The 25,346-nt window shown below is 73.1% G+C and carries 24 protein-coding genes and 1 pseudogene; all 25 read right to left on the bottom strand.

The window, feature by feature from the left end; genetic code table 11:
* Positions 1 to 19 precede the first annotated feature (19 nt).
* Positions 20 to 1,261 (bottom strand): bifunctional phosphopantothenoylcysteine decarboxylase/phosphopantothenate--cysteine ligase CoaBC, encoded by a 1,242-nt coding sequence (gene coaBC / locus GCE65_RS07505; RefSeq protein WP_153877947.1) that lies wholly within the window; start codon positions 1,259 to 1,261, stop codon positions 20 to 22.
* 11 nt (positions 1,262 to 1,272) lie between these two features.
* Positions 1,273 to 1,536, bottom strand: coding sequence for a DNA-directed RNA polymerase subunit omega (rpoZ, locus tag GCE65_RS07500; protein WP_152818141.1), 264 nt, complete (start codon positions 1,534 to 1,536; stop codon positions 1,273 to 1,275).
* A gap of 102 nt (positions 1,537 to 1,638) precedes the next feature.
* On the bottom strand, positions 1,639 to 2,205 hold the full coding sequence (gene gmk, locus GCE65_RS07495; RefSeq protein ID WP_152818142.1) for a guanylate kinase: 567 nt from the start codon (positions 2,203 to 2,205) through the stop codon (positions 1,639 to 1,641).
* Positions 2,198 to 2,509: an integration host factor, actinobacterial type gene (mihF, locus tag GCE65_RS07490; RefSeq protein WP_153877946.1), complete on the bottom strand. Its 312-nt coding sequence runs from the start codon at positions 2,507 to 2,509 to the stop codon at positions 2,198 to 2,200. The genes gmk and mihF overlap by 8 nt, the downstream gene beginning before the upstream one ends.
* 136 nt (positions 2,510 to 2,645) lie before the next feature.
* Entirely contained in the window at positions 2,646 to 3,515 is an 870-nt protein-coding gene (gene pyrF / locus GCE65_RS07485) for an orotidine-5'-phosphate decarboxylase (RefSeq protein WP_152818249.1), read from the bottom strand.
* 62 nt (positions 3,516 to 3,577) lie between these two features.
* Positions 3,578 to 6,988 (bottom strand): carbamoyl-phosphate synthase large subunit, encoded by a 3,411-nt coding sequence (gene carB / locus GCE65_RS07480; RefSeq protein WP_153877945.1) that lies wholly within the window; start codon positions 6,986 to 6,988, stop codon positions 3,578 to 3,580.
* On the bottom strand, positions 6,988 to 8,163 hold the full coding sequence (gene carA, locus GCE65_RS07475) for a glutamine-hydrolyzing carbamoyl-phosphate synthase small subunit (RefSeq protein ID WP_153877944.1): 1,176 nt from the start codon (positions 8,161 to 8,163) through the stop codon (positions 6,988 to 6,990). Before carA ends, carB begins: the two co-directional genes overlap by 1 nt.
* An 8-nt stretch (positions 8,164 to 8,171) precedes the next feature.
* Complete coding sequence (locus GCE65_RS07470; RefSeq protein ID WP_153877943.1) at positions 8,172 to 8,708, bottom strand: hypothetical protein; 537 nt, start codon at positions 8,706 to 8,708, stop codon at positions 8,172 to 8,174.
* On the bottom strand, positions 8,708 to 10,027 hold the full coding sequence (locus GCE65_RS07465) for a dihydroorotase (RefSeq protein WP_153877942.1): 1,320 nt from the start codon (positions 10,025 to 10,027) through the stop codon (positions 8,708 to 8,710). The genes GCE65_RS07470 and GCE65_RS07465 overlap by 1 nt, the downstream gene beginning before the upstream one ends.
* Positions 10,024 to 11,004 (bottom strand): aspartate carbamoyltransferase catalytic subunit, encoded by a 981-nt coding sequence (locus GCE65_RS07460; RefSeq protein WP_153877941.1) that lies wholly within the window; start codon positions 11,002 to 11,004, stop codon positions 10,024 to 10,026. Before GCE65_RS07460 ends, GCE65_RS07465 begins: the two co-directional genes overlap by 4 nt.
* Positions 11,001 to 11,552, bottom strand: coding sequence for a bifunctional pyr operon transcriptional regulator/uracil phosphoribosyltransferase PyrR (pyrR, locus tag GCE65_RS07455; RefSeq protein ID WP_153877940.1), 552 nt, complete (start codon positions 11,550 to 11,552; stop codon positions 11,001 to 11,003). Before pyrR ends, GCE65_RS07460 begins: the two co-directional genes overlap by 4 nt.
* A gap of 145 nt (positions 11,553 to 11,697) precedes the next feature.
* Positions 11,698 to 13,677, bottom strand: coding sequence for a DUF5107 domain-containing protein (locus GCE65_RS07450; RefSeq protein WP_153877939.1), 1,980 nt, complete (start codon positions 13,675 to 13,677; stop codon positions 11,698 to 11,700).
* Between the two features lie 39 nt (positions 13,678 to 13,716).
* Entirely contained in the window at positions 13,717 to 14,205 is a 489-nt protein-coding gene (gene nusB / locus GCE65_RS07445; protein ID WP_153877938.1) for a transcription antitermination factor NusB, read from the bottom strand.
* Positions 14,205 to 14,768 (bottom strand): elongation factor P, encoded by a 564-nt coding sequence (gene efp, locus GCE65_RS07440; RefSeq protein WP_153877937.1) that lies wholly within the window; start codon positions 14,766 to 14,768, stop codon positions 14,205 to 14,207. Before efp ends, nusB begins: the two co-directional genes overlap by 1 nt.
* A 126-nt stretch (positions 14,769 to 14,894) precedes the next feature.
* Positions 14,895 to 15,275 carry a hypothetical protein gene (locus GCE65_RS07435; RefSeq protein WP_153877936.1) on the bottom strand — a complete coding sequence of 127 codons (381 nt, stop codon included), beginning with the start codon at positions 15,273 to 15,275 and terminating at the stop codon, positions 14,895 to 14,897.
* Complete coding sequence (locus GCE65_RS07430; RefSeq protein WP_194928865.1) at positions 15,276 to 15,920, bottom strand: hypothetical protein; 645 nt, start codon at positions 15,918 to 15,920, stop codon at positions 15,276 to 15,278.
* 10 nt (positions 15,921 to 15,930) lie between these two features.
* Positions 15,931 to 16,419 (bottom strand): type II 3-dehydroquinate dehydratase, encoded by a 489-nt coding sequence (locus tag GCE65_RS07425; RefSeq protein ID WP_153877935.1) that lies wholly within the window; start codon positions 16,417 to 16,419, stop codon positions 15,931 to 15,933.
* On the bottom strand, positions 16,416 to 17,513 hold the full coding sequence (gene aroB / locus GCE65_RS07420; protein WP_153877934.1) for a 3-dehydroquinate synthase: 1,098 nt from the start codon (positions 17,511 to 17,513) through the stop codon (positions 16,416 to 16,418). Before aroB ends, GCE65_RS07425 begins: the two co-directional genes overlap by 4 nt.
* Entirely contained in the window at positions 17,513 to 18,034 is a 522-nt protein-coding gene (locus GCE65_RS07415) for a shikimate kinase (RefSeq protein ID WP_228760163.1), read from the bottom strand. The genes aroB and GCE65_RS07415 overlap by 1 nt, the downstream gene beginning before the upstream one ends.
* A 95-nt stretch (positions 18,035 to 18,129) precedes the next feature.
* Positions 18,130 to 19,347 carry a chorismate synthase gene (aroC, locus tag GCE65_RS07410; protein WP_153877932.1) on the bottom strand — a complete coding sequence of 406 codons (1,218 nt, stop codon included), beginning with the start codon at positions 19,345 to 19,347 and terminating at the stop codon, positions 18,130 to 18,132.
* 103 nt (positions 19,348 to 19,450) lie between these two features.
* On the bottom strand, positions 19,451 to 20,020 hold the full coding sequence (locus GCE65_RS07405) for an A24 family peptidase (RefSeq protein WP_152818155.1): 570 nt from the start codon (positions 20,018 to 20,020) through the stop codon (positions 19,451 to 19,453).
* A gap of 63 nt (positions 20,021 to 20,083) precedes the next feature.
* Positions 20,084 to 20,959, bottom strand: coding sequence for a shikimate dehydrogenase (locus GCE65_RS07400; RefSeq protein WP_153877931.1), 876 nt, complete (start codon positions 20,957 to 20,959; stop codon positions 20,084 to 20,086).
* A complete protein-coding gene (gene mltG / locus GCE65_RS07395) occupies positions 20,956 to 22,113 on the bottom strand; it encodes an endolytic transglycosylase MltG (RefSeq protein WP_153877930.1) in 1,158 nt (385 codons plus the stop codon). Before mltG ends, GCE65_RS07400 begins: the two co-directional genes overlap by 4 nt.
* Positions 22,110 to 22,613 (bottom strand): Holliday junction resolvase RuvX, encoded by a 504-nt coding sequence (ruvX, locus tag GCE65_RS07390; RefSeq protein WP_153877929.1) that lies wholly within the window; start codon positions 22,611 to 22,613, stop codon positions 22,110 to 22,112. Before ruvX ends, mltG begins: the two co-directional genes overlap by 4 nt.
* Positions 22,606 to 25,279, bottom strand: a pseudogene (alaS, locus tag GCE65_RS07385) (alanine--tRNA ligase). The gene ruvX and the pseudogene alaS overlap by 8 nt, the downstream one beginning before the upstream one ends.
* Positions 25,280 to 25,346: the final 67 nt, after the last annotated feature.

The raw sequence follows: 25,346 nt of genomic DNA, 5'->3' as shown, positions 1-25,346 counted from the left end.
GTGGACGGGTGGATCGCGTTCAGTCGACGGACGGGGCGAGCAGCGCGGCGGCGACGTCGAGGAGGGCCGCGGCGACGTCGTCCTTGCTCCCGTGGGCCTCGCCGCGCACGCGGCCGGAGGAGTCCACGAGGGTGACCCGGTTCGGCACGTCGCCGAAGCCGGCGCTCGCACCGACCTCGTTCACGGCGAGCAGATCCGCCCCCTTGCTTCGGGCCTTGGTGCGGCCGTGCTCGAGCACCGATCCCGCGTCGTCGCCGGTCTCGGCGGCGAAGCCGACGATCACCTGGCCGGGGCGACGTCCGGCCACGAGTCCCGCGAGGATGTCGGGATTCTGCACGAGTTCGATCGTCGGCGGGCCGGCCGTCTTCTTCAGCTTGGCGGCGGCCGGGCGGGCGGGGCGGTAGTCCGCCACGGCGGCGGCCATGACGAGCAGGTCCGCGTCGGCGGCCCAGGCGGTCATGGCCCGGTCGAGCTCGGCGGTGGTCTCCACCGCGCGCACCTCGACCCCGCGGGGAAGACCCGCGAGGAGGCCGGCGTCGACGTTCGCCGCGGCCAGCCGCACCCGGGCACCGGCCGCGACCGCGGCCCGGGCCAGGGCGAGACCCTGCCGGCCGGAGGATCGGTTGCCGAGGAAGCGCACGGGATCGAGCGGTTCGCGTGTCCCGCCCGCGGAGATCGCGACGGTCCGCCCCCCGAGCGGTCCGGCCGGTGCCCCCGGCTCGCCCGCTCGCGCCGCCGACGGAACGAGGGCGAGGGCCGCGGCCATGATGGCCTCGGGTTCCGGAAGCCGCCCGGGACCGGTGTCGCTGCCCGTGAGGCGGCCGGAGTCCGGGTCGAGGACGTGGATGCCGCGGGCGCGCAGGGTCGCGACGTTCGCGGCGGTCGCGGGGTGCTGCCACATCTCGGTATGCATCGCCGGGGCCATGAGCACCGGCGCCGTGAGGGTGAGCAGCGTCGAGGAGAGCAGGTCGTCCGCGTGACCGCCGGCCGCGCGGGCCAGCAGGTCCGCGGTCGCCGGGGCGACGATCGCCAGGTCCGCCTCGCGGCCGATGCGGACGTGGTCCACCTCGAGCGCCCCGGAGAAGACGTCCGGGCGTGCCGGCCGGCCGGAGAGCGCCTCCCACGTGGGGGCTCCGACGAACTCGAGGGCGGCGCTCGTGGGCACGACCCGGACCTCGTGGCCGGCCTCGCGCAGCAGTCGCAGCAGGAGCACGGCCTTATAGGCGGCGATGCCCCCGGCGACGCCGAGAACGATCCGCACGCCCGGGCCCGTCAGTCCTTGATCGTGATCGGCTGGAGCAGCCCGGAGTTGATCTCGCGCATCGCGATCGAGAGCGGCTTCTCCTGCGGCTCGGTCTCCACGAGCGGGCCGACGTATTCGAGCAGGCCCTCGTTCAGCTGCGCGTAGTAGGCGTTGATCTGGCGGGCGCGCTTGGCGCTCCAGATCACCAGGGCGTACTTGGAGTCACTGGCCTCGAGCAGATCATCGATCGGCGGGTCGGTGATGCCTTCGGGCACGGCGACGGTTCCGGACATGAAAAACCTCATAACTCGGTCGGTGGGCGCGCTGGGCGCTCGGCCATCCTACTCGCTCCGGGCCGGGCCCGCTCGGGTGACACGGGCCACCGGCGGCGACGGTCAGGCACCCTCCATGAGGGTGACGAGCTCGTCGGTCGCGCGGTGGACCTCGTCGTTGACGATCGTGTGGTCGAACTCCGGCTCGGCCGCGAGCTCGATCGTGGCCGTGGCGAGGCGGCGGGACCGCTCCTCGGCGTCCTCGGTGCCGCGACCCACGAGCCGGCGCTCGAGTTCCTCCCAGCTCGGTGGCGCGAGGAAGACGAAGCGGGCATCGGGCATCGTGCGGCGCACCTGCCGGGCCCCCTGGAGGTCGATCTCGAGCAGCGCGAGGCCGCCCCGGCCGAGGACGTCCTCGACGGGACGGCGCAGCGTGCCGTAGTGGTGGCGACCGTGGACGATGGCGTGCTCGAGGAACTCCCCCTGGGCGACGAGCTCGGCGAAGCGCTGCGGGGTGAGGAAGTGATAGTGCACGCCGTCCACCTCGCCGGGGCGAGGAGCGCGGGTCGTGGCCGAGACCGAGAGCCACACGCGCGGGAAGCGGGCGCGCAGATCGGCGGAGACCGTGCCCTTGCCCACGGCGGTCGGCCCGGCGAGCACGGTGAGCCGGCTGCGGTGGGACTCAGCCAAACCGGTCCACCAGCTCGGCGATCTGATGCGGGCCGAGGCCGCGGACGCGCCGAGACTCGGCGATACCCACCTCGGCCATGATGGCCCGTGCCTTGACCTTGCCCACTCCGGGCAGGGATTCGAGCAGCGCGAGCACGCGCAGTCGGCTCACGGCCTCGTTCTCCCCGGCGAGCTCGATGACCTCGGAGATCCGTCCCCCGCTGTACTTCAGTCGATTCTTCACCTCGGCCCGCGCGGTGCGGGCGGCGGCGGCCTTCTCGAGTGCGGCCGCGCGCTGTTCGGGGCTCAGTTCTGGCAGTGCCACGGACCACCTCGTTCCGCCGCGGCGGGCGTGTTCAGGATGACGCTCATGCAGGCGAACCTAGCACGGCCCGATCCCCGCGTCCGCCCGGCCGGCCTGGGGCCGGGACCCGGGCGACCCGGCCGGCGGGCGGTCCCCCTCACGCCAGCGCCGCGCGCAGCTCGGCGGTGGTGCGGGCGGCGGCCGCCCGGAGTGCGCCGGCCTCCGGGCCGGCGGCCAGGATCGCGCGGGAGGAGTTGGCCAGTACCTGTGAGCGGGCGGGGCCGAACGCCGCGGCCAGGTCCGCGGCCGTGGCGCCCTGCGCCCCGAGTCCCGGGGCGAGGAGCGGTCCGGCGACCGCGGCCAGGTCGATCCCGAGTCGCTCGGCGACCGGGCCGAGCGTGGCGCCGACGACGAGGCCGACGTCGCCGAGCCGGCCCGCCGGGTCCCCGGTCGATTCGCCCGATCCGAGTGATTCGGGTAATTCGCGTGATCCGAGTGATCCGGCGTTGAGTCGCCCCGCCGCGGCGGCGATCGCCCCGGCGACGCTCGCGCCGTCCGCGCCCCGGGCGTGCTGGACCTCGGCACCCTCGGGATTGGACGTGAGGGTGAGCACGAAGACCCCGCGCCCGTGCTCCCGGGCGAGCTCGATCGCGGGCGCGAGGGAGCCGAAGCCCAGATATGGCGAGAGGGTCACGGCGTCCCCCGCGAGCGGGCTGTCCGGGTGGAGATAGGCGTGGGCGTAGCCGGCCATGGTCGAGCCGATGTCGCCCCGCTTCGCATCGAGGATGGTCAGCTGGTCCAGGGCCGCGCAGGCGGCCACGACCTCCTCGAGCACCGCCATCCCGGCGCTGCCGTGCCGCTCGAAGAACGCAACCTGCGGCTTGATGGCGGCCACCCGGGAGCCGAGTGCCTCGACGACCCGCAGCGAGAACTCCCGAAGGCCCGCGACGTCGTCCGCCAGCCCCCACGCGGCCAGGAGCTGCGGGTGGGGATCGACGCCCACGCACAGCGGACCGCGCGCGGCCATCGCCGCGCCCAGCCGCACCCCGAAACCGGGCCGCCCGCCACCCGGCCGGTCGGTCGCGGCGCTCACGCGCGGGCCGGGACGGTCGTCGACCGGGTTGACTGGGCCGACTGGGTCGCCTGGGCCGACTGGGCCGCCTGGGCGACACGGGCGGCGCGAGCACGGTCGTGGTCCTGCAGGGAGGTGACCTCGAACGGGCCGCGGCGGACCGCCTCGATCGCCTGCACGGCCGCCGTGTACTGCTGCACGGTCGTCGAGATCGCCTTCCCCGCCGCGGTCGTGGCCGTGCGGATGTCGTAGCCGTCGGCCCGGGCGCCCTTCGAGCCGGGCGTGTTCGTGACCATGTCGACCTGATCGCTCGAGATGAGATCGATGATCGTGGGCTCGCCGTCCGGGCCGGGCCCGTCCGAGGCCTTGCGCACCACCTCGGCCGTGATCCCGTGACGCTGCAGCACCGAGGCGGTCCCCTCGGTCGCGAGGATCCTGAAGCCCAGCTCCACGAGCCGGCTCGTGGGCAGGCCGATGGCCCGCTTGTCGCGGTCGGCGACGGACACGAAGACCGTGCCGCCGGTCGGCAGGCCGCCGAACGCCGCCGCCTGGGACTTGGCGAACGCCAGCGGGAAGTCCCGGTCGAAGCCCATGACCTCGCCCGTGGAACGCATCTCGGGCCCGAGCACGGAGTCGACCACCTGTCCGGAGGCGGTGCGGAACCGGTTGAACGGCAGCACCGACTCCTTCACGGCGATCGGGGCGCCCGAGTCGTCGATGACGGCGTCGTGGTCCGGCAGGACTCCGGCGCTGCGCAGGTCGGCGATGCACTCCCCCGCCATGACTCGGGCCGCGGCCTTGGCGAGCGGGATGCCGGTCGCCTTCGACACGAACGGCACGGTTCGCGACGCGCGCGGATTCGCCTCGAGCACATAGAGGGTGTCCGAGGAGAGCGCGAACTGGATGTTGATGAGGCCACGCACGCCGACGCCGGCGGCGATCGCCTCGGTGGAGGTGCGGATCCGCCGGATCATCGAGGTGGACAGCGTGATCGGGGGCAGCACGCACGCCGAGTCGCCCGAGTGGATGCCGGCCTCCTCGATGTGCTCCATGACGCCGCCGAGGAAGAGTTCGGTGCCGTCGTAGATCGCGTCGACGTCGATCTCGATCGCCTGGTCGAGGAAGCGGTCGACGAGCACGGGGGCGGGGAACACGGCGAAGTCGGCGTCCGTGTGGTCATCGGAGCCATCGGACCGAACGGTGCCGGTGGCCCGCCGCACGTAGGAGGTGAGCTGGGGTTCGTCGTAGACGATCTCCATCCCCCGGCCGCCGAGCACGTACGACGGGCGCACGAGCACCGGGTAGCCGATGCGGTCGGCGATCTCGCGCGCCTGCTGCAGGGAGATGGCGGTGCCGAACGCGGGGGCGGGCAGGTCGGCGGCGAGGAGCACCTGGCCGAAGAGGCCGCGGTCCTCGGCGGCGTCGATCGCCTCGGGCGGCGTGCCCAGGATCGGCACGCCCGCGTCCCGCAGCCGGGCGGCGAGCCCGAGCGGGGTCTGGCCGCCCAACTGGACGACGACACCGGCGATCGGGCCGACGGCGAGCTCGGCGTGGTAGACCTCGAGCACGTCCTCGAAGGTGAGCGGCTCGAAGTAGAGCCGGTCCGAGGTGTCGTAGTCGGTCGAGACCGTCTCCGGGTTGCAGTTGATCATGATCGTCTCGTACTGCTCCGACAGTGCGAGGGTGGCGTGCACGCAGGAGTAGTCGAACTCGATCCCCTGGCCGATCCGGTTCGGGCCGGAGCCGAGGATGATGACGGCCTCCCGCTCGCGCGGGCGCACCTCGGTCTCGGAGTCGTAGCTCGAGTAGTGGTAGGGGGTGCGGGCCTCGAACTCGGCGGCGCACGTGTCGACCGTCTTGTACACCGGCCGAAGGCCGTAGGCGTGGCGCATCTCCCGCACCGTGGCCTCGCCGATGCCGCGGATCTCGCCGATCTGACGGTCGGAGAAGCCGTGACGCTTCGCCTCGGCAAGGGTGTCGGCGTCGAGCCCGTCGGCCGCGGCGACCGCCGTGGCCACCTCGTGCAGGAGGAACATCTGGTCGATGAACCAGGGGTCCATCGACGTGGCGTCGTGGATCTGCTCGAGCGTGGCCCCGCCCCGGATGGCCTGCTGCAGGTCGACGAAGCGGCCCGGAGTGGGCACCCGGGAGGACTCGAGCAGCCGGGCGGTGGCCGCTGCGTCGGGCGCGTCACCGCGCCAGTGGAAGCTCGCCTCGGGGGTGTCGATCGAGCGCAGCGCCTTCTGCAGCGCCTCCGTGTAGTTGCGCCCGAGCGCCATCGCCTCCCCCACCGACTTCATCGTGGTCGTCAGGGTGGGATCCGCGGCCGGGAACTTCTCGAACGTGAACCGCGGAACCTTGGCCACGATGTAGTCGAGCGCGGGCTCGAACGAGGCGGGGGTCGAGCCGGTGATGTCGTTGGCGACCTCGTCCATCGTGTAGCCGAGGGCGAGCATCGCGGCGAGCTTGGCGATCGGGAAGCCGGTCGCCTTGGAGGCGAGCGCGGAGGACCGCGAGACCCGCGGGTTCATCTCGATCACGACGACCCGGCCGGTGGTCGGTTCGATGGCGAACTGGATGTTGCAGCCGCCGGTCTCGACGCCGACCTCGCGGATGACCGCGATCGAGATGTCTCGCAGGTTCTGGTACTCGCGGTCGGTCAGGGTCAGGGCCGGGGCGATCGTGACGGAGTCCCCTGTGTGCACGCCCACGGGGTCGACGTTCTCGATCGAGCACACGACCACGACGTTGTCGGCGCGGTCGCGCATGAGCTCGAGCTCGAACTCCTTCCAGCCGAGGATCGACTCCTCGAGGAGCACCTCGGTCGTGGGCGAGTAGTGCAGGCCGGCGCCCGCGATCGTGTGCAGGTCCTCCTCGTCGTAGGCGATGCCCGAGCCGAGCCCGCCCATGGTGAAGGAGGGGCGCACGACGACCGGATACTTGAGGTCGACGACGGCCTCGAGGCAGTCCGCCATGCTGTGGCAGATCCGGGAGCGCGCGGACTCGGCTCCGCAGCGCTCGACGATGTCCTTGAACGCCTGCCGGTCCTCGCCGGCGTGGATCGCGGCGACGTTGGCCCCGATCAGCTCGACCCCGTGCGCCGCGAGGATCCCGGCCTCGTGCAGCGCGACGGCGGCGTTCAGGGCGGTCTGGCCGCCGAGGGTGGCGAGGAGCGCGTCGGGGCGCTCCTTGACGATGATCGCCTCGAGCACCTCGGTGGTGATCGGCTCGACGTACGTGGCGTCGGCGAACTCGGGGTCGGTCATGATCGTGGCCGGGTTGGAGTTGACGAGGATGACCCTCATCCCCTCCTCCCGGAGCACGCGGCAGGCCTGGGTGCCGGAGTAGTCGAACTCGGCGGCCTGACCGATGACGATCGGGCCCGAGCCGATGACGAGGACACTGGAGATATCGGTACGGCGAGGCATCAGGCGCCCTTCATCATGGTGAGGAACTGGTCGAACAGGTGGGCAGCGTCATTCGGTCCCGACGCGGCCTCGGGGTGGTATTGAACGGCGAACGCGGGCAGATCGAGGGCGCGGATGCCCTCGACGACACGATCGTTCAGGCAGATGTGGCTCACCTCGACCCGGCCGAACCGGCCGCCGTCGTGCGGGGCGGTGACCGGCTCACCGATCGGGACGTCGACGGCGAAGCCGTGGTTGTGGCTCGTGATGTCGACCTTCCCGGTGGCCAGGTCCTGCACCGGCTGGTTGATCCCCCGGTGCCCGAAGGTGAGCTTGTAGGTGTCGAAGCCCAGGGCGCGGCCGAGCAGCTGGTTGCCGAAGCAGATCCCGAAGAACGGCGTCTTCGCGTCGAGCACCTCGCGGATCGTGGCGACGACGTCGGTCGCGGCCGCCGGGTCGCCGGGCCCGTTGGAGTAGAACACCCCGTCGGGTGCGAGGGCGGCGATGTCGGCGTAGGTCGCGTCCGCCGGCAGCACGTGCACGCGGGCGCCGCGCTCGGTCAGGCGCTTGGCGGTCATCGCCTTCATGCCCAGGTCGATCGCGACGACGACGGCGCGGGGTTCCGTTCCCGCGAACGAGCCGCTCGGTTCGAGCACGTAGGCCTCGGGTGTCGTCACCTCCCGCGCGAGGTCGGCCCCGGCCATGGCCGGTTCGGCGAGCACGGTCGCGAGGAGCGCCGCGCTCTCGTCGGCGCCCAGGTGGGCGGGAAGCGAGTCGCCGGAGAAGATCCCGGCGCGCATGACGCCGGCGTCGCGGAGCCTGCGGGTGAGCGCCCGGGTGTCGAGGTGGCTGATGCCGACGACGCCCTGCTCGGTCAGTTCGCTCGCGAGGTCTCCGGTGGCGCGCCAGCTGGAGGTGCGTCGGGCCGGGTCGCGCACGACGAGTCCGGCGACCTGCAGGCCGGCGGATTCGGCGTCCTCGTCGTTGACGCCGGTGTTGCCGATGTGCGGGGCCGTCATGACGACGATCTGGCGGTGGTAGGAGGGGTCGGTCAGGGTCTCCTGATAGCCGCTCATCCCGGTGGTGAAGACGACCTCGCCGGTGGTCGTGCCTCGTCGGCCGTAGGCCCGGCCCCGGTAGGTGGTGCCGTCCTCGAGGACGAGCACCGCAGCGTCTGGGTCATGCGCAGCAGTCATGTGGGTCCTTAACCTTCCGGGTTGGCATTCTCGCCGGTCGCGACGAGGAGGGAGTGGATGCGGTCGTGCAGGCGGGCACGGTCGGCGCCGTAGCGGGTGCGCAGGCCGGTGTCGAGGAGCGTCTCACCCACCTGCCAGGTGATGACGACGAGACCGTCGGTGTCGACGACCTTGCCGATCATGCCGCTGGCGCGATGGACGTCGTGGATGGTCCCGGCCGGGATGAAGACGTCGCGCGCGCCGCGACGGGTGAGCAGGACGCCGCCGGGGAGGCCGGCGCGCGCGGGCAGGACCTGGATGTCCACGGCCGAGCGGGCCCCCAGGCCCTGGGCGAGCACCCGCTCCCACGGCCGGCCGGCGATCGTCGTCGAGACGTAGACGCCCTCGACGGGCGGATCTGCGGGGGCGGCGGGGCTCCCGGCCGGCAGCGCGGGCAGGTCGGTCACGACGACGCCGCGGGCGCGCCGGCGCCAGCTGCGGTACATGGCCGAGAGGATGAGGGCGGTGGCCGCCGCGAGCAGCAGCACGGGAAGGACGTAGGGCATCAGTGTCCCGCCTCGCGCGGTGCGTCGACCGGGCGGCCGTCGAGCACCGTGGCCCGGCCGCCGTAGAAGGTGGCGAGGACGCGGGCGGGCAGGTCGCGGCCGGCGAACGGGGTGTTCTCGCTCGCGGTCGTCAGCGCCGCGGGCTCGACGCGCCAGGTCGCGCCGGGGTCGACGAGCGTGAGGTGGGCGGGCTCGCCGGCCCGGATCGGCCGGCCCTGGCCCGCGACCCGGCCGATCCGGGCGGGGGTGGCCGACATGACCCGGGCCAGGTCGGCCCAGTCGAAGTCGTGGGCGGGATTGTCGATCATCGACTCGGCGACGACGGAGACGGCGGTCTCGAGGCCGGTCATGCCGAACGCGGCCGCCCCGAACTCGCAGTCCTTGGCCTCGGCGGGGTGCGGGGCGTGGTCGGTGGCCACGATGTCGATCGTGCCGTCGGCCAGGCCCGCACGCACGGCCTCGACGTCGGCGGCCGTGCGCAGCGGCGGGTTGACCTTGAACTGCGGGTCGTAGCCGCGCACGGCCTCGTCCGTGAGCACGAGGTGGTGCGGGGTGACCTCGGCGGTCACGTCGATGCCACGGGCCTTGGCCCAGCGGACGATGTCGACGGAGCCGGCGGTCGACAGGTGGCAGATGTGCACCCGGGACCCGACGTGCTCGGCGAGGAGCACGTCGCGGGCGATGATCGCCTCCTCCGCCACCGACGGCCAGCCCGGCAGCCCGAGGTCGGCCGAGACGACGCCCTCGTTCATCACCGCGCCCTCGGTCAGGCGCGGCTCCTGTGCGTGCTGGGCGATGACGCCGTCGAACGCCTTGACGTATTCGAGCGCCCGGCGCATGAGCACCGGGTCGTGCACGCAGATGCCGTCGTCGGAGAAGACGCGTACGGCGGCGTCGGACTCGGACATCGCGCCGAGCTCGGCGAGCTCCTTGCCCGCGAGCCCCACGGAGACGGCGCCGACGGGGCGGACCTCGCACCAGCCGGCCTCGAGGCCGCGTCGCCACACCTGCTCGACGACGCCGGCGGTGTCGGCGACCGGGGAGGTGTTGGCCATGGCGTGCACGCAGGTGAACCCGCCCATGGCGGCGGCGCGGGTGCCCGAGCGGATCGTCTCGGCGTCCTCGCGGCCCGGCTCCCGCAGGTGGGTGTGCAGGTCGACGAGGCCGGGCAGGGCGATCGTGCCGGCGGCGTCGACGACGACGGCAGCCTCGGGCGGGTCGATCCGCGGGGCGAGGTCGGCGATCGTGCCCCCGTCCAGGAGGAGGTCGACGGGGTCGGCGCCGAGCGGTCGGGTCTGACGGATGAGGTAGGTGGTCACGCGGGGATCCCTTCGGCCGAACCGGCCAGGATGAGGTAGAGGACGGCCATGCGCACGGCGACGCCGTTGGTCACCTGCTCGAGCACGACGGAGCGCTCGGAGTCGGCGGCGGCCGCGGAGATCTCGAGGCCGCGGTTCATGGGCCCGGGGTGGAGCACGATGGCCCGATCCGTCAGCGCGCCGAGGCGCCGGGCGTCGAGTCCGTAGCGGCGCGAGTACTCCATCGCGGAGGGGAAGTACCCGCCGCCGGCCGCGGTCATCCGCTCGTGCTGGATGCGCAGCATCATGACGGCGTCCGGGCGCAGGTCCGTCAGGGCGGCGTCGAGGTCGTAGGAGACGGTGCACGGCCAGGTCTCGACCCCGACCGGCACGAGGGTCGGCGGGGCGACGAGCACGACCTCCGCCCCGAGGGTGTGCAGGAGGTCGACGTTCGAGCGGGCCACCCGGGAGTGGAGCACGTCGCCGACGATCGCGACCCTGACCCCGTCGAGCCCCTGCCCCGTGGCGCGAGCGTCCTGCCCGGACCCGACGAGGTGGCGGCGGATGGTGAAGGCGTCGAGCAGCGCCTGGGTGGGGTGCTGGTGGGTGCCGTCACCGGCGTTGACGACGCCCGCGTCGATCCAGCCCGAGGTCGCCAGCCGCTGCGGCGCACCGGAGGCGGAGTGGCGGATGATGACGGCGTCGGCTCCCATCGCCTGCAGGGTCTGGGCGGTGTCCTTGAGGGACTCGCCCTTCGACAGGCTCGAGCCCTTCGCGGCGAAGTTGATGACATCGGCCGAGAGCCGCTTGGCGGCGGCCTCGAAGGAGATGCGGGTGCGGGTCGAGTCCTCGAAGAAGAGGTTGACCACGGTCTTGCCGAGCAGCGGGGGCAGCTTCTTCACCTGCCGGGACTGGGTGGCGGCCATCGCGGCGGCGGTGTCGAGCACCGTGATGGCCTCGGCGCGGTCGAGGTCCTTGGCGGAGAGCAGATGCCTCATGGGTGCAGCACGACCCGGTCGTCGCCGTCGAGTTCGCTCAGGCGCACCTGCACCCGCTCGGTCCGGGCGGTCGGCAGGTTCTTGCCGATGAAGTCGGCGCGGATCGGCAGCTCCCGGTGGCCCCGGTCGACGAGGACGGCGAGCTGGACGGCGCGCGGTCGGCCGAGATCGCTCACGGCGTCGAGTGCGGCGCGGACCGTGCGCCCGGAGTAGAGGACGTCGTCCACGAGCACGACGATCTTCTCGTCGATCCCGCCGGCGGGGATGCGGCTCGCGGTCAGCGCGCGCGTGGGCTGGCTGCGCAGGTCGTCGCGGTGGAGGGTGATGTCGATCGTGCCGACGATCCCGTTCGGTTCCCCGCCGCGGCCGTCGGCCGCGAGGAGGCGCTCGCCGAGGCGGGCCGCGAGGGGCACGCCACGGGTGGGGATCCCGAGGAGGACGACGCCGTCCGCGCCCCGGTTGCGTTCGATGATCTCGTGGGAGATGCGTGTCAGTGCGCGCGCGATGTCGCCGTCACTGAGCACGAGGGTGCCTTGGTCGGATGTCATGTCCGGCCTGCCTCCTTCTTCGCCTCACTGGACGATGTTAAAGGGATGCTTGCCGAGCAACCACGATACTCCTCGTCGGGCGCCGATCCGGCCACGGCCCGCGCGCGGGCACGTGACACGGGCCACGTCCCGGGCGGGCGCCCGGCTAGGCCCCGGCCGGGTCGGTCTTCATCCGGAAGTCGAGGTGCCGGGGGATGTCGATCGCGCCGGGATCGTGATCGCCGCCCGCCCGTCGATAGTCGATCCACAGGTCCGTGAGCACCGTGTCGCCCTCCTGCAGGTCGGGCACCTCGAGGTCGGCGAGCAGTGCGCCGGCCCGGTCGAGCCGGCCGGCACCGACCGCGGCGCGCGCCTCGGCGAGGCGGATCCTGCCCGCCCGGCGCAGGTCGGCGGGGAGTGCGTCGATCCGGTCGAGGGCGTCGTCGTGGGCTCCGACGGCGAGGAGGGCGTCGAGGCCCTCCCGCAGCAGCGGGAGGAACTCGGGCACGAGGGCCAGCGCCCTGCGGTAGCAGTCGGCGGCCTCCTCGGGCCGGCCGCGATGGTCGAGCACCCGGGCGAGGTGGCGCCAGGCCCAGGCGGTGGGCTCGGCCTCGAGCGAGCGTCGGAAGAAGTCCTCGGCGGCCGCGGGCTCGTCCCGCGCGGCGGCGAGCACCCCGCGGTGCAGCAGCGCCTGCCAGCCGGTCATCTCGGCCAGGTGGGCGTCCCACTGCTGGTCGACCTGGTAGGACCGCGGCGGCACGGACGGGTCGCCGGACCAGTCGCGGGCGCCCTCGAGCACGGCGACCCAGTCGCGCTGATCGGCACCGAGCGTGCCGGCGGTGAAGGGGGTGCCGGGCCGGTCCACCCGTTCCCTTCCGCCCATGAGCCGCTGCCGCAGCGCGCCCCAGCCGGATCCGGCCTCGATCACCTCGATCGGCTCGGCGTCGACCCATTCGGCCGTGCGCTCGAGCACCTCCTCGAGGTCGATCCCCCCGAGCATCAGCTGGATCGCCGACTCCCCCTGCTCGCGCGCGGCCGCCCAGTCCCGGCCGTGGGAGACGGCGGGATCGGTGTGCAGCGGGCCGTAGGCCTCGACCCACTGCCAGCTCGCCCCCGGCGGCATGCGCAGGTGCTCGAGCTGGGTGCGCGCGAGCCCCGCCTGGATCTCCAGGTAGGGGGCGCCGGGGCCCGAGAGCCATTCCTGCCAGTGCTGCCCGCCGCGGCCACTCCCCCACAGGAACAGCTTGCGGCCCTGCAGCCGGCTCGTGGAGACCTGTCCGAGGCCCGACCCCGTGCCGTCCACCGCCGCGATCCACGGGCGGGAGGTGGCGGTGACGTCGAAGAAGTAGTCGGCGGCGTCGTGGGCCCGGGCGGAGTAGGTGAGGTCGGCTCGCCCCGGTTCGGGCACGGGTACGGGCACGGAGTTGATGATCCCGGAGTAGTCGAACTTCCAGGCGGCGTCGGCCGGGGCGAGCACGCGCACGTCGTCGTTCTCCGGCACCGCGATATTCGACCACCAGTACATCGGCACGTCGGCGTCGGTGGGATTGACGATGCGCACATGCACCGCGAGCACGGCCGATCCCCCGGGCAGCCAGGCGTCGACCTGGTAGACGACGCCGCGCAGCCGCTCGTATTCGTACATCCGGATCGCGGGCTCGCCGTCGGGGCCCCGCACGCGGGCGGTGTGGAGCGGCTCCGCGGTGAGGACCGTGTGGCCGATCGTGCCGATGTTCCACTCGACCCCGCCGGCGACCCAGGCGTTGCGCAACGCGAAGTGGGCGGGCTGGAGCAGCTCGTTGCGGTGGAGGAGCTCGGTCGTGACGCCCGTCGCCGGGTCCGTCGCCTCGAGCGACCACAGCCGCCCGCCCATGCCCAGGAGGAACTCGGCCCGCAGGCGCTCGTTCTCCAGCACGACGACGTCGACCTCGGCCGGGGCGCGATCCCGGCCGTAGGAGTCCTGGTCGAGATAGGGAAGCACGGACGAGATCCGGCCGTAGCGGGCGCCCGCAAGCATCTCCTCGTCGGCGTCCCCGGCCCCCTCGACCTGATGGATGTCCCAGCCGCTGAACAGCGGGGGCAGCGGATTGGGGGAGTCGATCGGCGCGGCGCTCAGGCGGCGGGTGGCGCGGGTCAGGGACGTCATCGTGCAGCCTCATTCATGGCGGTGGGGTCGGGGCCGGCGTCAGGCCTTGAGTTGGAGGATCCGTCCGAGCAGCCCGTTGACGAAGCCCGGCGACTCGTCCGTGGACAGGTCTCCCGCCAGGGCGACGGCCTCGTCGATGGCGACGGCGTCCGGCACCTCGTCGTTGTAGAGCAGTTCCCACGCCCCGACCCGCAGGATGGCGCGGTCGACCGCGGGCATGCGTTCGAGGGTCCAGCCGTGGGAGTAGGTCGAGATCTCCTCGTCGATGCGGGCGAGGTGGGCGCTGACGCCCTGGGCGATCTCGACGCTGTATTCCGGCAGCCCGGTCTGGCGTCCCGGTTCCACGATCCGCTCGCGCAGCACCTCGACGATGACCTCGTCGAGGTGTCGCCCGGGAGTCGGCTCGGGCTCCGGTTCGTCGTCGCGGCGCCCCGTCGGGTTCTCCGGCTGCCGGGACGTGACGACGCGCTGATCGGCCTCGAAGATCAGGTCGATCGCCCGCTTGCGGGCCTTGGTGCGAGCGGCCACTAGTCGTTCGCGCGTCCGAGATACTCACCCGTGCGGGTGTCCACCCGCACCTTCGTGCCGATGTCGAGGAAGAGCGGCACCTGGAGCTCGTACCCGGTCTCCACGGTGGCCGGCTTGGTGCCGGCGTTCGACCGGTCGCCCTGCAGGCCCGGTTCGGTGAAGGTGATCTCGAGGTTCACGGCCGTGGGCAGGTCGATGTAGAGCACCTGCCCGTCGTGCATCGCGAGCGTGGCGATGGCCCCCTCGAGGAGGTAGTGGGCGGTGTCGCCGACGAGGTCGACGGGCACGACGATCTGCTCGTAGTCGGAGGTGTCCATGAAGACGAAGTCCTCGCCCTCCTTGTACAGGTACTGCATGTCGCGCCGGTCGACGTTCGCGGTCTCGACCTTGAGGCCGGCGTTGAAGGTCTTCGAGACGGTCTTCCCGCTCGGGATCGCCTTGAGCTTCGTGCGCACGAACGCCGGCCCCTTGCCCGGCTTCACGTGCAGGAACTCGACCACGGACCACAACTGTCCTTCGAGGTTGAGTACCATGCCGTTCTTCAGATCATTCGTGGTTGCCACTGGCCGTCCTTCGTCGCGGGAGTCTGCTCCCTCTAGGCTACCCTCCTGCGCCACGGGCGACCGACACGGACCGGTGTGGCCCGCCGCGGCCGACCACAGCCCACACGACCCACACGGCCGACACGCCTACACCACCGCCGAGACGGCGGCCGAGCCCGCGACCCCGAGCGCGGCGGCCCAGAGCAGCGAGGCGAGGGTGCCGATGATGAACCGTTCCGAGACGCCGGCTCCGGCGCGGAGTTCGGGGAAGCGACCGAGCCCCTTGATCGCCACGATCACGGCGATCGCGGCCGGATACCCCACGAGGATCGCGCCGGTCGTGGCGACCCGCTCGAGGATGCCGATCCACCGGCCGCCGCGCAACACCTCGGCGGGATCGAGCTCTCCGCCGCCCGGCCGCCGGTGCCGATTCGGCGCGAGCAGGAGGCGCACGAGCGGGCTCCCGGCCAGGCCCGATACCACGAGGGCGACGACCGCGATGAGCCCGATGAGCAGCGGGGTGGGCATTCAGTCCTCCTCGAGGGGTTCGTCCCCGGACGAGCGCGGGTCGGCTGCGCGGTGCAGCGCGATGAGCAGCTCTCGCAGGAGTGGCTCGACGGCCTGCACCTCGGCCCATCGGGCCGCTCGCAGGCGCTGGCTCACGGCCGCGGGGGTGATACCGAGGCGGTCCGACACGGCGGCCTGGGTCGTGCCGGGCAGCAGGTCGATCACCTCCCAGCCCGCGTCGCTGCGGCGGCGCTCGATCGAGGCCACGAGTCGCATGAGCGCCTCGGCATGGTCGACCTCCGCGCCTCGGGAGGGCCGGCTCCAGTCGACCGCCACCGGCACGGGGACGGCCTTGCTGCGCGCCCGCTCGACCGCCCGGCGCGCCGCCACGAAGACCGGCCCGCGAGAGGCGGCCGAGGTCCGGGCCAGCTCCTCCACCGGGCCGGCCCCGATTCCGACGGCCCAGTGCCCGTGCCGATTGAGCCGGGCCGCGGCGCGGATCACGTCGGCGGCGTCGCCGAGCACGCCCTGGATCTCGTCGCCGACCGTGCGCTCGAAGGCGCGCACCGTGCGCAGGCCGGGGGCGGCGGCGAGCGCCTCGAGGATGGCCGGCACGCGGTCCGGCGTCCGCTGCGACGCGTGCTGATCGGCCGTGATCACGAACATGAAGTCAAGGCTATCGGCTTGATTCTTTCGGATCAAGCCCCCTGGCTGCCGGGTGCGCGGCCGCGTCGGCGAGTGCGCTCAGGGCCAGTCGATAGGAGTGCGGCCCGAAGCCGGCGATCGTGCCGGTCGCGACGCCCGCGACGACCGAGAGGTGTCGGAACCGCTCCCGGGTGGCGGGATTCGTCAGGTGCACCTCGATGAGGCGGCCACCGGCCGTGCCCACCTGGGCGGCCGCGTCGCGCACGGCATAGGCGTAGTGGGTGAAGGCCGCCGGGTTGAGCACGACGTCGCAGCCCGCATCCGCGGCCTCGTGCAACCAGTGCACGAGTTCGGCCTCGGAGTCGGTCTGGCGCACGTCGACCTCGAGGCCGAGCTCCGCCGCCCAGGACCCGATGGCGCGGGTGATCTCGGCGTGGTCGAGCCGGCCGTAGACGTCCGGTTCGCGTGAGCCGAGGCGCCCGAGGTTGGGACCGTTGAGCACGAGCACGCGCCTCGTCACAGCAGCACCGTCCGGTTCGCGGGGGCGGCCTCGCTGATCTCGGCGTACGCGGCCACGAGGAGCGTCGGGTCGGGCCCCTCGAGCCGGGTGGGCCGTGCCAGCCCGTCGAGCACCACGAACCGCAGCAGGCTGCCCCGGGCCTTCTTGTCGCGGCGCATCGCGTCGAGCAGCTGCGGCCAGCGGTCGCCCCGGTACGTTGTCGGCAGCCCGAGGAGCGTGAGCACGCGCCGGTGCCGCTCGACGATCTCCTCGTCGAGGTGTCCGGCCAGGCGCGCGAGCTCGGCGACGTACATCATCCCGACGCTCACGGCCGCGCCGTGGCGCCACTGGTAGCGCTCCGCGAGCTCGATCGCGTGGGCGAGGGTGTGCCCGTAGTTGAGGATCTCCCGCAGGTGGGACTCCCGCAGGTCGGCGCTCACGACGTCCGCCTTGACCCGGACGGCCCGGTGCACGAGTTCGGCGAGGGTGTCCGAGGCCGGATCGGTCGCGCCCTGCGGATCGGACTCGATGAGGTCGAGGATGACCGGATCGGCGATGAAGCCCGCCTTGACCACCTCGGCCAGCCCGGCCACCAGCTCGTTGCGGGGCAGGGACTCGAGGGTGGCGAGGTCGGCGAGCACGCCCACGGGGGAATGGAACGCACCCACGAGGTTCTTGCCGTCCGGGGTGTTGATCCCCGTCTTTCCGCCCACCGCGGCGTCGACCATGCCGAGCAGCGTCGTCGGGATCTGGACCACCCGGACCCCCCGCAGCCAGGTCGCCGCCACGAAGCCGGCGAGGTCGGTCGTGGCGCCGCCGCCGATGCCGACGATCGCGTCGGAGCGGGTGAAGGAGGCCTGGCCGAGCACTCCCCAGCAGAAGGCGGCGACCTGACCGGTCTTGGCCTCCTCCGCGTCCGGGACCTCGGCGATGAACGCCTCGTAGCCGTGGGCCAGGAGATCCTCCCGGACCGCCGCGGCGGTCGTGGCCAGCGCGTGGGGTGCGAGCAGGAGCACCTTGCAGGGTTCGCCGAGGAGTCGCGGGAGTTCGCCCAGGAGCGCCCGCCCGATGGTCACCTCGTAATCGTGCTCGGCGCTGATCGAGACGGTGTTCATCAGTCCTCGTCCTTCCGGTCGCCGCGACGGGACAGGTCCGCGAGTCCGTCGAGGACCCGCCGGGTCACGCCGTCGGGCTCGACGTCGTCGGTGTCGACGGTGATCGTCGCGCAGCCCCGATAGATGGGCGCGCGTTCGCGCATGAGCCGCAGCCACTCGCGCCGGGGACTGCCGAGCAGCAGCGGCCGGCTGCCGGTCAGCCCGACCCGGGGTGCGGCGGCGGCGAGGCTCGCCATGAGGAGCACGACCGTGTGTGCGGCGAGATCCCGGCGGGTCTCGGGATCGAGGACCGCGCCGCCGCCGAGGGAGACCACCCCGCTCTCGCGGCTCAGCGCGGTGATGACCGCCGCCCGTTCCCGCTCCCGGAAGTAGGCCTCGCCGTGGTCGATGAAGATCTCGGGGATCTTCATGCCGGTCGTCGCCTCGATCGAGGCGTCGGTGTCGATGAACGGCACGTCGAGCGCGAGGGCGAGCCGTCGACCCACGGTCGACTTGCCCGCCCCGGGCGGCCCGATGATCACGATGAGCCGGTCGCCTCCCTCCGGTTGAACCGGTTGAACCGGCTGAACCGGATCGCTCGGCCGGCCGTGCCGGCTCGGCTCACTCTGCGGGCCGGTCATCGCATGGCCGCCGGGATCGCGTCGGTGTAGGCGGCCAGGTTGCGCGCGACCTCGGTGAGCGAGTCGCCGCCGGTCTTCTCGAGCAGCGCCTCCGCGAGCACGAGGGCGACCATGGCCTCGGCGACGACGGCGGCCGGGGCGGCCGCGCAGACGTCGGAACGCTGATGGATGGCCGTGGCGGCCTCGCCCGTGGCGACGTCGATCGTCGCGAGCGCCCGGGGCACGGTGGAGATCGGCTTGAGCGCCGCGCGCACCCGGAGCACCTCGCCGTTGCTCATCCCGCCCTCGACGCCGCCGGCGCGGTTGGTGAGCCGGTGGATCGCCCCGTCCTCGCCGCGGGCGATCTCGTCGTGGGCCACGCTGCCGCGGCGGGTGGCGGTGAGGAACCCGTCGCCGACCGCGACGCCCTTGATCGCCTGGATGCCCATGAGCGCACCCGCGAGCCGGGCATCGAGCCGGCGGTCGGAGTGCACGTACGACCCGAGGCCGGGGGGCATGCCGTAGGCGAGCACCTCGACGACGCCGCCGAGCGTGTCGCCGGCCTTCTTGGCGTCGTCGATCTCGTCGATCATCTCCGCCGCGGTCGCCTCGTGGTGACAGCGGATCGGGTTCGCGTCGAGGGCGGCCACGTCGTCCGGTCCGGGCAGGGGCGCGTCGTCGGGCACGGCGACCGGGCCGACGGAGACGACGTGGGACACGAGGCGGATGCCCGCGGCCTGGTCGAGCAGGGCGGCGGCGACGGTGGCCAGGGCCACCCGGGTCGCGGTCTCGCGCGCCGAGGCGCGCTCGAGCACGGGCCGGGCCTCGTCGAATCCGTATTTGGCCATGCCCACGAGGTCCGCGTGCCCGGGGCGGGGGCGGGTCAGGGGCCGATTCCGGGCGATCTCCCGGGTGTCACCCACCCCGGCGTCCACCTGGAGCAGCTCGGGGGCGACCGGCTCGGCGGACATGACCGCCTCCCACTTGGGCCATTCGGAGTTGCCGATCTCGATCGCGACCGGGCCCCCCTGGGTCCGTCCATGGCGGACGCCCGTGAGCATCCGCACCGCGTCGGCCTCGAACTTCATCCGGGCGCCCCGGCCGTAGCCGAGTCGGCGGCGGGCCAGCGCCGCGGCGACGTCGGCCGAGGCCACCTCGACGCCCGCCGGCATCCCCTCGATGATCCCCACGAGCGCTTGACCGTGAGATTCTCCGGCCGTCAACCATCTGAGCATGGGCCTCAGTCTGTCACGTCCGGCCGGTGCCGCGATCCCCGGGCCGTGATCGGGCCGCGCCGGGCCCGCGCCGGCCCCGGGATGGGCCGGGATGGGACCGGGATCAGGAGCCGGAGACCGTGAGCGCGATCCCGGCGACCGAGCCGAGGATGAGCCAGGGGCCGAACGCGAGGTGATCGCGCACCCCGGTCCGCCGCAGCGCGAGTCCGATGAGCGCGACCACTCCCCCGCACACGAAGCCGGCGAGGATCCCGGTGAGCGCCGCCTGCCATCCGAACCAGCCGAGCACGGTGCCGAGGACGGCCGCGAGTTTGACGTCCCCGAGGCCCAGTCCGGTCGGGCTGGCGAGCGCGAGTAGGAGGAACCCCGCGCCGACGACGATGCCGGCGAGGAGCGCCCGGCCCCAGGGCTGCCAGGAGCCGCTCTCCCAGGCGGCCGCGGCGGTGCCGGTCACGGCCACGGCGGCCGCCGCGAGCACGATCCGGTCGGGCAGCCGGTGCACGGCGAGGTCGATCGTCACGAGCAGGCCGGCGGCGACCGCCAGCCCGGTGAAGGTGACCCGCTCGGACCAGGTTCCGGCCGCGAGCGTGCCCGCGGCGGCGAGGAGCGCGGCGACGAGGGCGTGCAGGCCAGATCCGAGCCACGGCGAGTCGGCGTCCGCGAGGCGCCGCATCCACGGCGTCAGGCCCAGGGCGACGAGGCCGGCGACGGCCGCGCACGCGAGCGCGACCAGGGCTCAGCCCCCCGCGAGGGCCAGGTCGAGGGCGGTGCGCATCGGCTCCACGGCCGGGCTCCGGCCCGTCATGAGCCGGACCTGCTCGACGGCCTGGTGCAGGAGCATGTCGGATCCGGGCACCGCGGTGCCGCCGGCGCCACGCCAGGCGAGCGGGAACGCGGTCGGCCAGCCCTCGTAGACCACGTCGAGGAGCACCTGTCCGTGCCCGAGGCGCACCCCCTCGACGAGGGGCACGAGCCGGTCGGAGGCGCCGCCCGGGATGGTCGAGACGACGACGTCGGCCGAGCGGACGAGGGCGCCCGCCCGGGGTGAGTCGAGCGAGACGAGCTCGGGCTCGACCCCCATCGAGTTCGCCGCGCGGATGACGGCGCCGGCCCGGCCCTTCGATCGCACGAGCACGGCCGGCCGGGTGATGCCCAGCTCGCCGAGGGCGGCGACGGCCGAGGCGGCCGTGGCCCCCCCGCCGACGATCACCCCGGTGGGCCGGGACGAACCGGAGTCCGCGCCGGCGAGGCGGACCGCCGTGGCGATTCCGTAGACGTCGGTGTTCGCGCCGACCTTGAGCCCACCGGCGGAGAAGAGCAGCGTGTTGACGGCGCCGACCGCCTCGGCCAGGGGCTCGACCGCGTCGAGCAGGCCGAGCACGGTGCGCTTGAGCGGCATCGTGAGCGAGAGGCCGGCCCATTCGGGCCCGCAGCCGGCGACGAAGCCGGCGAGGCCGTCCTCGGTCACGTCGTGGCTCGTGTACCGCCAGTCCGTGAGCCCGAGGGATGCGTAGGCCGCCCGATGCAGCACCGGCGAGAGCGAGTGGGCGATCGGATGCCCGAGCACCCCCGCCCGCGCGGGTCCGCCGGCGTGGGGGGCCGGGGCGCTCACTCGCCGGTCTCCGTGGGAGCCGAGGTCTGCTCCCGGAGCCACTGCCGGTACTCCTCCTGGTTCTTCAGATGCTGCTTGAGGTCGTCGGTGAACTTCGTCTCCTGGGTCTCGAGGTTGACGCTCACGAAGTAGCACCAGTCCCCCTCCGGCGGATCGAGCACCGCGTCGATCGCGCCCGTTCCGGGGGCGCCGATCGGCGTGGGCGGGAGTCCGGGCGGACCCTCCCGGCCGTTGTACGGGTCGTCCTTGCGCCACTCCTCGGAGGTGATGTCGTTCGCCTTCTTGCCGAGTCGGTAGACGTACGTGGCGTCCATCCCGAGCCGGCCGTCGCCGGAGCAGCCCTCGAGCCTGTTCTCGACGACGCGGGCGATCTTGCCCCAGTACTGCTCGGTCCCCTCCTTCTCGACGATCGAGGCCTTGATGAGGAGCGCCTCGCGCTCCTTCTCGGGGACCTCGCGGGCGTCCAGTTCGGAGATCATCTTGTCGAGCATGCGCTCCAGCACGCTCGCGGGAGTGTCGTCGGGGCTCAGGGTGTAGGTGCTCGGGAAGAGCCAGCCCTCGAGTTCCCCTCCGGCCGACTCCGGCAGGGCGCTCGCCGCGAGCTTCTCGGCCGCGGCCTCGACGTCCTCGACCGGGACCATGAGCAGGTCGGCCATCTTCCCGTAGATCTGCGTCACGGTCCACCCCTCGGGCACGGTGAGGCGCAGGTCGATTCGGCTGGCCGGGTCGAGCAGCGCGGCCACGGCGTCGACGGACCGCATCCCCTCCTGCAGCTCGTAGGTCCCGGCCTGGATGGACGTGGCGTTCGGGTTGGCGCTGTAGGCGTTCGTGAACGCCTCGACCGTCTTGACGACGCCCGCATCGGTCAGGGTCTCCCCGATGGCCGTGCCGGAGTCGCCGTCGTCGACGACGACCTCCACGCTCCCCTGCCCGGGGCCGGGAAAGTCGTTGCTCTCGGGTGTGGTGTGGGTGAGCAGGGGCCGGATGAAGACGATGGCCCCGCCGACGAGCAGCACGAGCGCCAGCACCATGACCAGGAACGAGACGACGTTCTTGCGCCGCTGGTTGCGGCGGCGCGCCGCCGCCCGGCGATGGCTGCGCGAGGGCGGGGCCGGTGCCTCGTCCCCGGCGGGTTCGTGGAACAGATCCGTCACGCCTGGGTCTCTTTCGTCCGATCAACGGGGGTGGGCGGCAGGTGCTCGCCGGGTGGGCGGCCCGTGCTGCGCTCCAGGTCGAGGGCGGATTGGAGGATCATCACCGCCGCGACCTGGTCGACGACACTGCGATGGCGGCGACCGGAGCGTCCGGAGGCGTGCATCGCCTGATGCGCGCTGACCGTGGTCAGCCGTTCATCGACCATCCGGACAGGGACCGTCACGGCCGCTGCCAGGTCGCCAGCATACGCCCGTGCGGCGGCGGCTGCAGCCCCCTCCTTTCCCTGGAGGGTCCGGGGGAGGCCGACGATCACCTCGACCACCTCGAGCTCGGCGACGATTCCGGCGATCTCGGCCACGGTCCGGTCCGCTCCCGTGCGCGGCCTCGTGATCGTGCTCACGGGCGTGGCGAGGGTGCCGCGCGGATCGCTCCGCGCGACGCCGATGCGCACGCTGCCGATGTCGAGGCCGAGGCGGACGCCGGGGCGCGGGTCAGCCATGGGCGGCCGCCAGCTCGTCGGACAGGGCCGCCACGGCCGCGCCGGTCGCGGCCGGGTCGGTCCCGCCCCTGGGCGAGGTCGTCCTTCCCGCCGCCACCGCCGCCGAGACGGGTCGCGGCGACACGCACGAGGGCACCGGCCTTGACGCCGGCCGCCCGCGCGGCCGGGTTCACCGCGACGACCACGACGGGCCGCTCCCCCGCGACTCCGACGAGGGCGACGACGGCGGGCTCGGCGCCGCTGCGCTCCCGCAGGTCGAGGGCGAGGGTGCGCACGTCGTCGGCCGATCCGACCGGACCCAGGTCCGCGACGATCACGCGCAGGGCCCCGATGCGAGCCGCCCCGTCGAGCAGCGAGCCCGCGCGGGCGAGCACCTGCTCGGCCCGCATCGTGGCCACCTCCCGTTCGGCGTCCTTGAGGCGGGTGAGCAGGCCGGAGATCCGCTCGGGCAGTTCCTCCCCGCGCGCGCCGACGAGCTGGGACAGCTGGCCGACGAGCGCATGCTCGCGGGCGTGGAACTCGTGCGCCCCGGTTCCCACGAGGGCGTCGATCCGCCGCACGCCCGAGCCGATGCTCGCCTCGCTCAGCAGGGTGATCCGTCCGATCCTCCCGGAGCTGGCCACGTGGGTGCCTCCGCACAGCTCCCTGGACCAGTCGCCGCCCACGGAGACCACGCGGACGCGGCTGCCGTACTTCTCGCCGAAGAGGGCCATCGCCCCGGCGGCGCGCGCGTCGTCCAGGTCCATGACCTGATCGGTCACCTCGAGGTCGTCCATGAGCCGGGCGTTGGCGCGCTCCTCGACCTCGCTCAGCGCCCCGGCGGGCAACCCGGTGCCGGATCGGAAGTCGAACCTCACCCGGGAGGGCGCGTTCTCCGAGCCGGCCTGGGTCGCGGTGTCCCCGAGCGCCTCCCGGACCGCCTTGTGCACGATGTGCGTCGCGGTGTGGGCGCGGCTGATCGCGAGGCGCCGGGTGGTGGAGATCGCGGCGAGGGCCCCCTCGTCGAGCGTGATCGAGCCGTCGACGAGCCGGCCGCGGTGGAGCGGCATCCCCTTGATCGGGGCCTGGACGTCGTCGACCTCGACGAGCCCGCCGCCGTCGAGGCGCAGGGTGCCGTGGTCGGCGAGCTGCCCCCCGGCCTCGGCGTAGAACGGGGTCGCGGCGAGGATGACCTCGACGTCGGCCGGGGCGTGCGCCGCGGGCACGGGCACCCCGTCGGCGAGGAGGCCGACGACCCGGGAGCGGGCCTCGGACTCGTCGTAGCCGAGGAAGGTGACCGGCGCATCGAGCTCGGCGCGCAGCTGCTGGTAGGCCTGGGTGTCGGCGTGGCCGGCCCGTTTGGCGAGCGCGTCCGTGCGGGCGCGCTGCTTCTGCTCGGTCATGAGACGACGGAAGGTGGCCTCGTCGACGCTCAGTCCCCGCTCGGCCGCCATCTCCAGGGTGAGGTCGATCGGGAACCCGTGCGTGTCGTGCAGGGCGAAGGCGTCGGCGCCGGGGAGCACGTCGACGCCGGCCTCCTCGAGCCGGGCCACGGCGCCGGTGAGCAGGCTGAGCCCGGACTCCAGGGTGCGCCGGAAGGAGGCCTCCTCGGTGTAGGCGATCCGCGAGATCCGGTCGAACTCGGCGTCGAGCTCGGGGTAGGACTCCTTCATGGCGTCCTTGGAGGTGGGCAGCAGCACCGGCAGCGCCTCCTGCTCCACGCCGAGGAGCCGGACGGCGCGGATCGCGCGCCGCAGCAGCCGCCGCAGCACGTAGCCCCGCCCCTCGTTGCCCGGGCGGATGCCGTCGCCGATGAGCATGAGCGCCGAGCGCACATGGTCGGCGACCACGCGCATGCGGACGTCGTCCTCGTGGTTCTCGCCGTACTTCTTGCCGGAGAGCCGCTCGGTGGCCGCGATCACCGGGTAGACCTGGTCGATCTCGTACAGGTTGTCCACGCCCTGCTTGAGCAGCGCGACCCGCTCGAGGCCCATGCCGGTGTCGATGTTCTTCTGGGTCAGGTCCCCGAGGATCGGGAAGTCGTCCTTCGTGCCGCCGTCCCCGCGCTCGTACTGCATGAACACGAGGTTCCAGATCTCGAGGTATCGGTCCTCGTCGACGACGGGACCGCCCTCGGCTCCGTAGGCGGGGCCGCGGTCGATGTAGATCTCGGAGCACGGCCCGGCCGGCCCGCGGGCGCCGGTGGACCAGTAGTTGTCGGCCATGCCGCGGCGCTGGATCCGCTCGGCGGGGAGTCCCGCGATCTCCTGCCAGAAGGCGGCTGCCTCGTGGTCGTCGGTATAGACGGTCACCCAGACGTCCGCGGGGTCGAAGCCGAGGCAGCCCTCCTCCTCCGCACCGGTGACGAACTCCCAGGCGTACCGGATCGCCTGCTCCTTGAAGTAGTCCCCGAAGGAGAAGTTTCCGTTCATCTGGAAGAACGTGCCGTGCCGGGTGGTCTTGCCCACCTCGTCGATGTCGGCGGTGCGCACGCACTTCTGCACGCTCGTGGCCCGCGACCACGGCGGCTGCTGCTCGGCGAGCATGTAGGGGATGAAGGGAACCATCCCGGCGATGACGAAGAGCGTCGAGGGATCCGGCGAGATGACCGAGCTCGAGGGCACCACGGCGTGGCCGCGGTCGGCGAAGAACGTGAGCCAACGGCGGCGGATCTCAGCGGTGCGCATGGGGACTTCCTTCGGTGCGAGACGAATGCGGGATGCGTGTGGGACGGGGCCGGTGGTGGCGGGTGGC

It is taken from the genome of Pseudactinotalea sp. HY158 (genome assembly GCF_009660225.1).
In the GTDB taxonomy this organism is placed as follows: Bacteria; Actinomycetota; Actinomycetes; order Actinomycetales; family Beutenbergiaceae; genus HY158.
Note: the sequence above shows the minus strand (reverse complement) of the source record. Positions and strands in the feature narration are given on the sequence as shown.

Excerpts from the sequence above, each read along its gene's own strand:
- rpoZ (WP_152818141.1), bottom strand. The coding sequence starts at position 1,536 with ATGTCCGGAACCGTCGCCGTGCCCGAAGGCATCACCGACCCGCCGATC.
- pyrF (WP_152818249.1), bottom strand. The coding sequence starts at position 3,515 with ATGGCCGCGCGCGGTCCGCTGTGCGTGGGCGTCGATCCCCACCCGCAG.
- carB (WP_153877945.1), bottom strand. The coding sequence starts at position 6,988 with ATGCCTCGCCGTACCGATATCTCCAGTGTCCTCGTCATCGGCTCGGGC.
- carA (WP_153877944.1), bottom strand. The coding sequence starts at position 8,163 with ATGACTGCTGCGCATGACCCAGACGCTGCGGTGCTCGTCCTCGAGGAC.
- GCE65_RS07470 (WP_153877943.1), bottom strand. The coding sequence starts at position 8,708 with ATGCCCTACGTCCTTCCCGTGCTGCTGCTCGCGGCGGCCACCGCCCTC.
- GCE65_RS07460 (WP_153877941.1), bottom strand. The coding sequence starts at position 11,004 with ATGAGGCATCTGCTCTCCGCCAAGGACCTCGACCGCGCCGAGGCCATC.
- pyrR (WP_153877940.1), bottom strand. The coding sequence starts at position 11,552 with ATGACATCCGACCAAGGCACCCTCGTGCTCAGTGACGGCGACATCGCG.
- GCE65_RS07450 (WP_153877939.1), bottom strand. The coding sequence starts at position 13,677 with ATGACGTCCCTGACCCGCGCCACCCGCCGCCTGAGCGCCGCGCCGATC.
- GCE65_RS07435 (WP_153877936.1), bottom strand. The coding sequence starts at position 15,275 with ATGCCCACCCCGCTGCTCATCGGGCTCATCGCGGTCGTCGCCCTCGTG.
- GCE65_RS07430 (WP_194928865.1), bottom strand. The coding sequence starts at position 15,920 with ATGTTCGTGATCACGGCCGATCAGCACGCGTCGCAGCGGACGCCGGAC.
- aroB (WP_153877934.1), bottom strand. The coding sequence starts at position 17,513 with ATGAACACCGTCTCGATCAGCGCCGAGCACGATTACGAGGTGACCATC.
- aroC (WP_153877932.1), bottom strand. The coding sequence starts at position 19,347 with ATGCTCAGATGGTTGACGGCCGGAGAATCTCACGGTCAAGCGCTCGTG.
- GCE65_RS07405 (WP_152818155.1), bottom strand. The coding sequence starts at position 20,020 with ATGCGGCGCCTCGCGGACGCCGACTCGCCGTGGCTCGGATCTGGCCTG.
- ruvX (WP_153877929.1), bottom strand. The coding sequence starts at position 22,613 with ATGGCTGACCCGCGCCCCGGCGTCCGCCTCGGCCTCGACATCGGCAGC.